The sequence below is a fragment of the Brevibacillus porteri genome, from assembly GCF_003013475.1.
In the GTDB taxonomy this organism is placed as follows: domain Bacteria; phylum Bacillota; class Bacilli; order Brevibacillales; family Brevibacillaceae; genus Brevibacillus; species Brevibacillus porteri.
Map to the genome: position 1 here is coordinate 55,443 of NZ_PXZO01000023.1, position 11,191 is coordinate 66,633.

Here is an 11,191-nt window from a genome sequence, read left to right on the forward strand (position 1 = left end):
CACCCCTATTGAAATGTTTTCGCAAGATGATATTCCTCTTCAAACGCTTTTATTTCATGTTCTTTCCTCTCATCCGACCATTGCAGCTCATGAGCGAGCTCTTCTCCCACCATTCGATACACAGGCTCCAGTGTATCCCTCTCGAAGAATAGTCTGCCACTACGACGAATCAGAAAATCACTCATGGTCATGACCATTTCTTCCTTTACAGCGTAGCGCAGTTCTGCTTTCAGCAGTGCTTCGATTGGAGACACATTTTGAGCATTTTGTGTCAAAAACTCCAGGCACATTGTTACGATTTGCTCACTGTTGCTTCCATATTTTCCGACCAGAACGCGGATTTGTTCCTCGGTGATTCCCCATTGGCGAAGTCGCTCTGCCTGTGCTTTCACAAATACAGGAATCTTGGCTGCGGAGTCAAATTTTCCGCCAGCGAGGACGATTTTGTCTGTCCGACAAGCTTCAAATGCTCTGCCCTCTTCTTCCGTCAACTGCTTGGCCACCACATCCACAATGCGCTCGGCCATTTTGCGGAAGCCCGTCAATTTTCCACCTGCGATCGTAATCAGCCCGCTTTTGGAATAAAAAATCTCGTCCTTGCGTGACAATTCGGATGGGGACTTGCCATCTTCATGGATCAGCGGTCTGAGTCCTGCCCAGCTGGAGCTGACATCCTGTTCCGTCAGCTTCACAGAAGGGAACATCTCGTTCGCGGCATTCAATACATACTCCATGTCTTCTCTCGTCACTGTTGGCCGCTCCAGCACACCTTTGTAATTCGTGTCAGTGGTACCGATATACGTACTGTTATTGCGCGGAATGGCAAACAGCATGCGCCCATCGGATACATCGAAATAAACGGCCTGCTTCAAAGGCAGTCTGTTATATGGCACGACCAGGTGGACACCTTTTGTCAGGTGGAGGCGCTTACCATACAGGGAGTGGTCCTTTTCTCGAAGCTGATCCACCCAAGGACCTGCTGCGTTGACGATTTTTTTGGCATGGAGGGAGTACTCTGTGCCCGTAAGCAAATCCTTCGCGCTAATTCCGATGACTTTGCCGTTTTCATAAATAAAGCCAGTGGCTTCGGTATAGTTCACGCAAAGCGCTCCGTGCGAGCTTGCTGTTTTCATGACCTCAACCGTAAGTCTAGCATCATCTGTCCGATACTCGAAATAAAGCCCGCCGCCCTTGAGAATATCGCGGCGCAAAAGCGGTTCTGCCTCCACAGTTCTCTCTTTGTTCAGCATGATGCGTCGTTCTTTTCTTTCGACTCCAGCCAACACATCGTAAACATACAAACCAATAGAGGTTGCCAGCTTGCCATAGGTACCATTTTTCACAATGGGCAAAATCATTTTTTCCGGGATGACGATATGTGGCGCATTGCGATACAAAATAGCTCGCTCCCTGCCTACTTCCCGCACCAGCTGCACATCGCCCTGCTTCAAATAGCGCAATCCTCCATGAACGAGCTTGGTAGAGCGACTACTAGTGCCCGCAGCGAAGTCCTGTTTTTCCACGAGTCCGACACTCAGACCTCTCGCGGCTGCGTCGAGGGCAATACCTGCTCCCGTCACCCCACCGCCAATAACCAAAAGATCGAGTTGTTTCGTTGCCATTTTATCCAGACAAGCCTGGCGTTGACTTGATGATAATGCATGTTGATCGTTCATCGTTCTTCTCATCCTCTCTAAAAGAAAAAGACAGCCAATATCCAAAAGAAGCAATGCAATGTCATTGCTCTTCTGATACTGGCTGTCTCCGTAGTCTCCACAGCATGATTAACTTATCTTTAACTTTAGACCTCTTTTACACAAAAATCAATGCCTAATCTTGTAACCCATCGTTGCCGTAACAGCTTGCTTCCAGCCTGCGTACAGCTCCTGGCGCACTTCCTCCGCCATATCTGGTGAGAAGGAGCGCTCCACCACTTTGTTATTCACAATATCTTCCTTGCTGCCCCAATACCCGACGGCAAGCCCTGCCAGGTAAGCTGCTCCCAGCGCGGTCGTTTCATTGACACGCGGACGCTCAACCTCTGTATTCAGGATGTCAGACTGGAACTGCATTAAAAAGTTATTCGCCACGGCTCCACCGTCTACCGCCAGCTTTTGCAGCCGGATGCCAGAATCAGCCTCCATCGCTTCAAGCACATCCCGTGTCTGATAAGCCAGAGACTCCAGCGCTGCCCGAATCAAATGATCTTCCGTCGTTCCGCGAGTCAAGCCGAAGATCGCGCCTCTTGCTTCCATATCCCAATACGGTGCTCCCAATCCAACAAAGGCTGGAACCATATAAACACCATCTGTGCTGTCAACAGCCAGTGCGTGTTTTTCCGAATCCGATGATTTTTCAATCAGCTTGAGTCCGTCACGCAGCCATTGAATCGCCGCACCAGCTACAAAAATACTACCTTCCAGGGCGTACTCTACCTTGCCATCCACTCCCCAGGCAATGGTCGTCAACAACCCGTTCTTGGATGCAACTGCCTTTTCTCCGGTATTCATCAGCATGAAGCAACCTGTTCCGTATGTGTTTTTGGCCTGCCCTTCCGCAAAGCACGCTTGACCAAACAAAGCGGCTTGCTGGTCTCCGGCAATCCCGGCAATCGGAATCTGGAATTCGAAGAGCTTCTCGTCTGTATAGCCGTACAATTCGCTGGAAGGACGGACAGCTGGCAGCATAGCTTTCGGGATTTGCAGCATGTTCAACAGCTCGTCGTCCCACTCCAGGGAATGAATATTAAACATCAACGTGCGCGAAGCATTGGAATAGTCGGTCACATGCACAAGGCCATTGGTCAGCTTCCAAATCAGCCACGTATCGATGGTTCCAAACAAGAGGTCGCCTTTCTCGGCTCGCTCCCGTGCCCCCTCGACATGTTCGAGCAGCCATTTTACCTTTGTCCCGGAGAAGTAGGCGTCAATCAACAATCCTGTCTTTTCACGAACGATTTGCTCATAGCCTTGCTCTTTCAACTGGTTGCAAATATCGATGGACTGTCTGCTTTGCCATACAATCGCATTGTGAATCGGCTTACCCGTGTGCTTATCCCATACCACGGTTGTTTCCCGCTGATTGGTAATCCCGATTCCAGCGATTTCTTCCGGCTTCACATGATTCTCCAGTAAAACCGCTTTCAAAACCTCCAGCTGCGATTCCCAGATTTCCTCGGCATTGTGCTCCACCCAACCCGGCTTCGGATAGATTTGCGTAAATTCCTTCTGGGCCACACCGATAATGGCACCTGATTTATCGAATAAAATAGCGCGAGAGCTCGTGGTTCCCTGATCGAGGGAAAGCATATATTTATTGTCCATGACAACTGTTCCTCCTTCACTCATATGAAATCGCCTTCATTCTTACCTTTATGTCTAGGAACGCGCACTCTCGGATGCGAGTCGCTCCTTGCTGCCGATTGATTTTTTGGTTGTCATTCCGACCACGATGGCAATCACCATGAAAGCCGCTAATGCTATTACACCTGTCAGCGAATGATCTGTAAACGTCCATTTGTAAAAAAACGCTCCACTTACTGCTCCAATGATAGGTCCAACAACAGGAATCCATGCATAGCGCCAGTTGGACTTTCCTTTGCCGTGGATGGGCAAGAGAGCATGAGCGAGACGAGGTCCCAGGTCACGGGCTGGATTGATCGCATAACCAGTAGTACCACCAAGAGACAAACCAATTGCGACAATCAGGAAGCCAACGATAAACGGATTCAGTCCTTCTGCAAATTTATTCGCTCCGATCGCCAGTAGACCGAGCACCAAGAAAAACGTACCTAAAATTTCACTGAACAGATTCGCGACTGTATTGGGAATCGCGGGACCTGTTGCAAATACCCCCAATTTGGCTCCTGCATCATTCGTCTCACGCCAATGCGGGTAATAAAAGATCCAGACGAACGTCGCTCCCATAAACGCCCCTATCAGTTGAGCCGCTATGTAGCCCGGAACATGCTCCCACGGAAATTGACCGATGCTTGCCAGTGCAATCGTAAGTGCCGGATTCAAATGCGCTCCGCTAATGCTTCCTACTGCATACGCTCCGCACGCAACTGCCAGACCCCACCCCAGCGTAATGACAATCCAACCGCCGTTTTGGGAGTACGCCTTTTTCAAGTTTTGTCCGGCGCAAACACCTGCCCCCAAAATGATCAAGATCATCGTCCCGATCAATTCCCCTACATAAATAGACATGCCCCATCCTCCCCCTTTTTGGAAAAAACATAAACCTACTCCTGTTAAGCGCTTACAATACGCTAACTCCTTTGTGGTTTATCTGGAGAGAAAATAAAAAAGCTAATACTCGCTAAACAAGAGCTAATGCCCTCATTTTGCAAATATTAGCTGATCTCCCAATCTCCACAGCACTATTAACTTAAGACCTACTATATAGCCACCGCTCAAAATTTGTCAAGAATCCCTTTCCTTCACTTTTGCCAATTCTCGCATCAAGCCCGGCAAAAAGAATAACGGATATATCAGCAGGTACAGGTTCGGAATCCACCAGGACCAATCGTAATCTGCCTTGAACGCCCAAAAAGCGATCGCCTGCAAACCCGAGCAGGATGTCAAAACGAGCGACAGCATGGCAAGCGGCTTCCAGATGTGCCGTCCTCTGCGATAGGCGTACAGACTGGCAAAGCCCGTGATGGAAATGAAAATATCCAATGGAAAAAAGGACAAGTTCCATGCAAGCAAATTGGGGTTGTAGTAATCCTGATACAGATATTCCACAGGGAGAAGCTCCAAAAATGTAACAAGCCAGTATACAACAAAAGCAACATCGGTGATCCAGAAGAACACTAGCATTGCTCTTGCATTTTTCTCACTCATTTCGCCTCAGCTACTCCTGTCTCTTTAGAAGATTGCGCGTGGGAGGTGTCTCCCAGATTCAACAGCACACAGCCCACAATGATCAGTCCGACAGCAATCAATTTTTTGACAGTGAAGGCGTCCTTGAAGACCACCACACCAATGACCGCGATGATCGCGGTGCCGAGACCAGACCAGATGGCATAGGCGGTCCCGACCTCCATTTCCTTGAGCGCCAGGCTCAGCGACGAGAAGCACAAAATATAAAAGATAAACATCATCACACTAGGGACAGGCTTGCTCAGCCCGTCAGACAGCTTCATCGATGTTGTTCCAGCCACCTCTAGCAAAATGGCCATTAATAGATAGACCCAACTCATTATGTTCCTCCTACTTACTTGTTTGAAGACGAAGAATCTACGATGCCACCTAGTAAAATATCGATGACTGCATCCAGCGCATCGCCAATCGTCACTTGATGCTGGTTCGCCAACTGCTGATCAATCAACTGGTTGAGCGTCCCGGTATACATCTGAATCAGGATCGGAAGCTGGATACGACGAAACACGCCCTTCTCAACCCCTTGCTCCAGAATGATCCGAACATGCTCCCACTCCTGTTGATTGAACTCGTCGATCAGCTTCCATTGCTCGGGATAGTAGCGCTTCAGCTCGTACCACACGCGCAGGTCCGTTCGTGAGAAGTTGTTCGGGACCAGTGCCAGGAGTTGTCGCATCTTCTCTACCAAATCGAGGTCAAGATCATGTAAAATCTGATCCTCCGCTTTACGCAAATCCTCGATGTTTTCTTCAATGACTTTGGTGATCAAGGCTTCTTTCGAAGGAAAGCTCGCATACAACGTCTTGGTACTAACGCCTGCGCGCCGAGCTAAATCGGACATGGTAAAACGGACGCCCTTGGTCTCAATCTCATGATAGGCGCATTGTAGGATTCGCTCCTGCATGTTCTTGCCCTCCTTTCGAAAATAAGGAAAATATTTTGTTTTTCATATTTTCCAAAAGGTACTCTTAGCATAACGGCGTACTCATGCATTGTCAACAATCGCCAAACCACGCTTGGCTCAACGCTTCGATACCGGGTTCGATTTTTTCCAATGGAATACCCGCGAAGCCGAGGAAAAACTCTTTTGGCAAGGGATTAGGTGGCACCAGCCATGTAAACGATGCAGCCGAGGCTCTCACGCCTGCCTGAATCGCCCGCTTTTTCAACTCCTCCTCACTTCGCTCGCTGTTTACCCGCAGTAGGACGTGAAACCCCGCATCGGCTCCGATGACTGTCGCTCTATCGCCAAAATGCTTTTGCACAGCCAGCAGCAGCGCATCATGCTTTTTGCGGTACAGCTTGCGCATTTTTCGGACATGCTTTTCGAAGTATCCTTTTTCCATAAAGGCTTCCATCGTCCGCTGATGCAGTCGGGATGAAGATGGTTCCAGCAGTGTCTCGCGCAGCAGGTTGTGGTACGTATCCAGCAAAGATTCTGGCAAGACCATGTACCATATGCCGATTGCTGGCGCCAACACCTGCGCAAAGCTCCCCATATAGATCACATTCGCATCCGGGAGCAAACCCTGCATGGACGGAATCGGTCTGCCATGATAACGAAACTCTCCGTCATAATCGTCTTCGATGATGTATCCTCCCACATTCTTGGCCCATTCGAGCAATTGCAGCCGCTTGGATATGGGCATGATCATCCCACGTGGGTATTGATGAGCCGAAGAAACGGCAGCCAGTCCAACCCCTGACTCATATAGCTCACTGACGCTAATTCCGTCCTCTGTCAGTGAGATCGGCACCACGTCGTATCCGTGCTGGCGAAACGTATTGGCAAACAGCAAATACCCCGGATTTTCTACGCTAATGCATTGGAACTGTGGCTTTACCATCAAACAGATCAAGGACAGCAAGCCAAACTGGTCCGCCCCAATCACCACTTGATTTGGCGAACAAGCGACACCCCGGTACCTGTGCAAGTAGTCAGCGATTTGCTTCCTGAGTCCAGCCTCCCCTTGCGGATCTCCATAAAAAAGATTCTCCTGCTGCTCTATGTGAAGCGTCTCATTGTACAAACGACGCCAAATCATGGTTGGAAATAACGAAAAATCATTGCGGGAGAGATGAAAGTCATAGACGTACTCCCGCTCGTCACGCACCATGGGCCGATGGATAGTTTGTGCGCTCGCACCAGCACCCGGTTTCACTTCAGGATCAGGCAATTTTTCCACGTAATACCCACTGCGTGGTTTACTTTGGATAAAACCTTCCGCCAACAGCTGTTGGTATGCCATCTCTACGGGTGTTGTGCTTAAGCCTAGCAAGTCAGCCAGCTTTCGAACGGACGGCAGCTTGCTACTCACCGCCAAGTGTCCTGCGACGATTTCCTTTTTCAAATAAGCATAAAGCTGTACGTATTGCGGCTCGTTGTCATTTTCCTGCCATTTTGGGGTCAAGAGCATCTCGATTTCCCCCTCCATCTGTCCTTTTCATTTTTACAAAACTGCACATTTTCAAGTATACACTTGCTCGTTATCCTAAGAAAAAGAAGTTTTGAACGAACAGGAGGACAACGACTATGTCTATGACACAGGAGAATACACGTGCAGCGGTTCGCTTTTTGGAAGGGGAACGCGTCTTTTTGCGACCGATTGGCACAGAAGATACCGAATTATACTTCCGCTCCTTGTTCAACAAGGAAACGCGTATGCTGACTGGTACCCAAAAACATTTCACGCGTGAGCAAATCCACCAGTACATCGAGAACAAAGGCCAGGACTCTTCCAGTGTCCTCTTATTGATCTGCCTGTGTGAAAATGATCAGGTGATTGGCGACGTCCAGATCGGGGATATCGATCGGAATAATCGCAACGCCTTTATCCGAATTTCGATTGACCAAAATGCCCATCAAGGTAAAGGCTACGGCAGCGAAGCCCTCCTGCTGCTGCTCGATTATGGTTTTGGCATCCTCAATCTGCATCGCATCGAGCTAAACGTATTCGCCTTTAACGAACGTGCCATCCACACGTATGAAAAGCTCGGATTCCAGCGTGAAGGCGTACAGCGACAAGCCCTTTATTACAACCACACCTATCACGACTCTATTCTTATGTCCATGCTGGCAGATGAATATCGGGCGAAATATGTAAAGTAACAAAGAGAAAATGCACCCGGGAATCTCAAACCCAGGTGTGTTTTTTTAATCTAGGTAAACGACTTCATAAAGGAGTATAATAGGGAAAATGGTAAGAAAAACCACTTACAAACAAAAGATCAGCGCAAGAAAGAGAGAGTGACATGAAGAGAAAACTCCTATTCACTATCAGCTTGTTCATCATCCTGAGTGTATTGACAGGGTTCCATCCCGCATCAGCCAACACCTTGCAACAGTCATTCCAAGCAAACCTTGTCCCTGTTTCAAAAATGGAGCTTCCTGCAAAAACCATCATCGGGTTTGGAGAAGCTACGCATGGCAACAAGCAATTCACTACGCTGAAGTTAGATATTTTTAAGCATTTGGTAGAAAAACAAGGTTATCGCGTATTTGCCATCGAAGGTGATTTTGGCGGTGGACAAAAGGTCAATGAATACATTTTAGGCGGCAGCGGAACTGCTCAGGATGCCGCAAAAGCCATCGGATTTACGATTTACCATACAGAAGAAATGGCCGCCCTTCTCTCTTGGATGCGCGCCTTTAATGAGAAGCGAGATGCCAAAGATCAAATTCATTTTTACGGCTTTGACATGCAACGCTATGACCATAACAAAAACGGGCTATTCTCCTATTTGAAAAAAGTCGATCCGACACTCGCATCCAAGTATGAGAAGCTGCTTACGAATCTGAATGATAAGACGGTGTATAATCAAAAGGTCGCCCTCGTACAGGAAGCGATCCCCCACATAAAAAGCTTGATGGATCAGATGAAACAAAACCAATCCGTTTACATCGCGAAAAGCTCTGAGAAAGCATATGAGCTGGCTACTGCCTTCGCAGAATCCATCAAGCAAAACGCTACACTGCGCGGAACAAATGTGAACTACAGCAACACCCGTGATCGCTACATGGCGGACAAAGTGATGTGGATTTTATCCTTTGAAAAGAAACAGTACGGTCGCAAGAACATGTTCATCGCTGGACATAATGGACACATTGAAAAGACCTCTACTTCCGTAGGAATGACAACCTGCATGGGGGCACATCTCGCAAAAGCCTTGGGGGACCAATATTACGCAATCGGAAGTGAATTCTACGAAAGCACCTTCCTTGCAAATGACGCCTCTACCAATGAGCGCAAAGCGTTTACTGTAAAAAATAGTGGCAAAGATCGGCTAGCTGTTCTGTTTGCACAGACAGGGATGGCGGATGGATTCCTAGACTTTGCAAAGGCAAAGCATCATCAGAATTTTTACACCTATCTAAATAAAGCGCAGTCCATCAGTGCAATCGGTGATGTTTTTAGTGGATGGTATGGAAAAATGGAGAAGCTGTATACGTTGCAGATGGTTCCGGCAAAAGCTTTTGATGCGATCATCTTCGTACGAACGGCTACTCCTTCGGTAATGATTAAGGATTAACGGGTGAGTACATTTGCCTGTTTATAAAATTACGGCAGCCGATTAAACAGGCTGCCGTTTTCTGTGATTCTTCAGTATTTTCATCAATCAGGTTTTGAGGCTTTGAGCTCCGATACTTTTATGATCATCTTAGTCTCATTATCCCACACGTACTCGGCCGAGCTATCCAACTCACCCTCTTTATTTATCGTAAGGACATAGATGGAATTACGCCCATCGTTGTAGAAGCCATAAATACGATTTGGAACATCTTCTGCTACTTTTATAGCTCCCATAGAGCTAAGCTTCCCTTTTTCATATTGAAGAAGTTGTAGGAAAACCTCGCGTTCGGTTCCAGTATGAAACATATAAAACTCGTATTTAGAATCGTCACTAGTAAAGTCCAAGTGAGGAAGTGCAGAAGTAATAGGCTCCTGTCCCTTACTTTTTCCCTCTAATTCTTTTGGGACAGGAATGGGAAATTTCATGCCGTTCGACCGATCTTCCAGCGTATATTGGAAACCAGGATTGCTCCATAGATGTAAGCCGTGTCCAATAGGCTTGTCGGTTGACATTGAATTCGTACCTTGATTGGTTTCCGTTTTATTTTTTGCAAAGCCAGGCGTTCCCCCAAAAATAAGAGTAGAACTAAGAACACCCGCTAAGATATAATTCCATTTTTTCACGAATAAAGCTCCTTCCTTTTTCCAGCTTTTCAATAAGACGGGGAAAAGAGAGGTTTTGTCACGAAATTAGCGTAACCCCTGACTGAGTCCTACTATTTGACCCTTAACATTTCCATGACTGAATCCTCCGTGGTAACAAACCACAGAGGCAATGTCGAGGTCTACATACTTCTTTATAGAGAGACGAGCTGCATCCATATCCGGTGTGGTCGGTTCATGAATTCCTGCGAGAATCCCGTTCACACTGTACATCGAATCCCCAGCAATGAGAGTCTTGCTTTTCGTTAAATAAAGGCTGATATGACCAGGAGTATGTCCAGGAGTATGGATGACACGAATCCCGCCGCAAAACGGCAGTTCCTGACCGTCACTCACGGTATAGTCCACTCTGCCTTTGGGAGGATTCTCAAGGTGCCCGTCTTTTAAAAGCGGCTTCTCCCCTTGGACATACGGTTTCTCCAGTTCGTGTGCGTAAACGTGAACATGATCCCCGCACTCCTGCAAAATCTCAGGAAGACTGCCGATATGATCCACATCTTGATGCGTCAAAATCACAGCTTTTAGCTTGTCGAGCGATACTCCTACCTTTTCCATCGCCACGCGTAAATCATCCATTTGCTCTGGGAATCCTGTGTCTATTAAAACAGCCATGTCTCGATCCCACAAAAGAACGGGGTGAATGATATTTCCATGAAAATCTAGATGAAGCATTTCTACTCCCTTTGAAATTTCCATCAATCAGACCTCCGTAAAATTCATTTTTTACGTAAGGTTATATTATTACGTTAGTTTCGTTGTTGTCAACATCTGTAAACGTCTTCTGTATAAAGAGCTCGAGATAGCAATCCAAACGAAACGAACTTCGGCCAAATTAGATACAATCACCATTGTAAAATCCTATTTCAAGAACAGGGAACAAGCCCGTTAGTTTAATGAATCGCATTAAATCTAACGCTTTTAGTCTATATTCCAGTGAATACGGTGAACGTGTTTGTTTCCAAACCTATCATAAAAAAAGCCATTCCTTAAAGGAATGGCTTCTTCATTCATTATTCATTCAAAACTGGATCTGCATGATCAGTTGCTAAGTTTGTGGATAAGTCCTCGACC

11 protein-coding genes are annotated in these 11,191 nt (G+C 47.2%); 2 read left to right on the top strand and 9 right to left on the bottom strand.

Going from position 1 to position 11,191, the window contains the following annotated elements; all coding sequences use genetic code 11:
* Window positions 1-5 precede the first annotated feature (5 nt).
* The 7 genes from C7R92_RS13895 to pdxR form a co-directional block, all read right to left on the bottom strand.
* Window positions 6-1,676 (bottom strand): glycerol-3-phosphate dehydrogenase/oxidase, encoded by a 1,671-nt coding sequence (locus tag C7R92_RS13895; RefSeq protein WP_106834669.1) that lies wholly within the window; start codon window positions 1,674-1,676, stop codon window positions 6-8.
* Between the two features lie 147 nt (window positions 1,677-1,823).
* Complete coding sequence (gene glpK / locus C7R92_RS13900; RefSeq protein ID WP_069849081.1) at window positions 1,824-3,323, bottom strand: glycerol kinase GlpK; 1,500 nt, start codon at window positions 3,321-3,323, stop codon at window positions 1,824-1,826.
* Window positions 3,324-3,377: 54 nt separating this feature from the next.
* Window positions 3,378-4,208, bottom strand: a complete 831-nt coding sequence (locus tag C7R92_RS13905) for an MIP/aquaporin family protein (RefSeq protein ID WP_069849084.1) — start codon at window positions 4,206-4,208, stop codon at window positions 3,378-3,380.
* A 216-nt stretch (window positions 4,209-4,424) separates the two neighbouring features.
* Window positions 4,425-4,847, bottom strand: coding sequence for a YvaD family protein (locus C7R92_RS13910; protein WP_106834670.1), 423 nt, complete (start codon window positions 4,845-4,847; stop codon window positions 4,425-4,427).
* Entirely contained in the window at window positions 4,844-5,206 is a 363-nt protein-coding gene (locus tag C7R92_RS13915; protein WP_017251610.1) for a DMT family transporter, read from the bottom strand. Before C7R92_RS13915 ends, C7R92_RS13910 begins: the two co-directional genes overlap by 4 nt.
* Window positions 5,207-5,220: 14 nt before the next feature.
* Entirely contained in the window at window positions 5,221-5,790 is a 570-nt protein-coding gene (locus C7R92_RS13920) for a TetR/AcrR family transcriptional regulator (RefSeq protein WP_106834671.1), read from the bottom strand.
* A gap of 91 nt (window positions 5,791-5,881) precedes the next feature.
* Window positions 5,882-7,303, bottom strand: a complete 1,422-nt coding sequence (gene pdxR, locus C7R92_RS13925) for a MocR-like pyridoxine biosynthesis transcription factor PdxR (RefSeq protein ID WP_106834672.1) — start codon at window positions 7,301-7,303, stop codon at window positions 5,882-5,884.
* 116 nt (window positions 7,304-7,419) lie between these two features.
* Here pdxR and C7R92_RS13930 point away from each other — a divergent pair, with 116 nt between their 5' ends.
* Together C7R92_RS13930 and C7R92_RS13935 are read left to right on the top strand one after the other, a co-directional pair.
* Entirely contained in the window at window positions 7,420-7,995 is a 576-nt protein-coding gene (locus C7R92_RS13930; RefSeq protein WP_106834673.1) for a GNAT family N-acetyltransferase, read from the top strand.
* 143 nt (window positions 7,996-8,138) lie between these two features.
* Window positions 8,139-9,416, top strand: a complete 1,278-nt coding sequence (locus C7R92_RS13935) for an erythromycin esterase family protein (protein WP_106834674.1) — start codon at window positions 8,139-8,141, stop codon at window positions 9,414-9,416.
* An 83-nt stretch (window positions 9,417-9,499) separates the two neighbouring features.
* On the opposite strand, the gene C7R92_RS13940 is transcribed toward C7R92_RS13935, so the two are convergent.
* Entirely contained in the window at window positions 9,500-10,081 is a 582-nt protein-coding gene (locus C7R92_RS13940; RefSeq protein ID WP_106834675.1) for a hypothetical protein, read from the bottom strand.
* Between the two features lie 66 nt (window positions 10,082-10,147).
* The gene (locus tag C7R92_RS13945) at window positions 10,148-10,816 is read right to left on the bottom strand and encodes an MBL fold metallo-hydrolase (RefSeq protein WP_106834676.1); all 669 of its coding nucleotides are present in this window, start codon (window positions 10,814-10,816) and stop codon (window positions 10,148-10,150) included.
* Between the last annotated feature and the right edge of the window lie 375 nt (window positions 10,817-11,191).

Bases quoted from the DNA above. Each gene is read 5' to 3' on its own strand.
- pdxR (WP_106834672.1), bottom strand. From the start codon at position 7,303: ATGCTCTTGACCCCAAAATGGCAGGAAAATGACAACGAGCCGCAATAC.
- C7R92_RS13905 (WP_069849084.1), bottom strand. From the start codon at position 4,208: ATGTCTATTTATGTAGGGGAATTGATCGGGACGATGATCTTGATCATT.
- glpK (WP_069849081.1), bottom strand. From the start codon at position 3,323: ATGGACAATAAATATATGCTTTCCCTCGATCAGGGAACCACGAGCTCT.
- C7R92_RS13945 (WP_106834676.1), bottom strand. From the start codon at position 10,816: ATGGAAATTTCAAAGGGAGTAGAAATGCTTCATCTAGATTTTCATGGA.
- C7R92_RS13895 (WP_106834669.1), bottom strand. From the start codon at position 1,676: ATGAACGATCAACATGCATTATCATCAAGTCAACGCCAGGCTTGTCTG.
- C7R92_RS13920 (WP_106834671.1), bottom strand. From the start codon at position 5,790: ATGCAGGAGCGAATCCTACAATGCGCCTATCATGAGATTGAGACCAAG.
- C7R92_RS13910 (WP_106834670.1), bottom strand. From the start codon at position 4,847: ATGAGTGAGAAAAATGCAAGAGCAATGCTAGTGTTCTTCTGGATCACC.
- C7R92_RS13915 (WP_017251610.1), bottom strand. From the start codon at position 5,206: ATGAGTTGGGTCTATCTATTAATGGCCATTTTGCTAGAGGTGGCTGGA.
- C7R92_RS13930 (WP_106834673.1), top strand. From the start codon at position 7,420: ATGTCTATGACACAGGAGAATACACGTGCAGCGGTTCGCTTTTTGGAA.
- C7R92_RS13935 (WP_106834674.1), top strand. From the start codon at position 8,139: ATGAAGAGAAAACTCCTATTCACTATCAGCTTGTTCATCATCCTGAGT.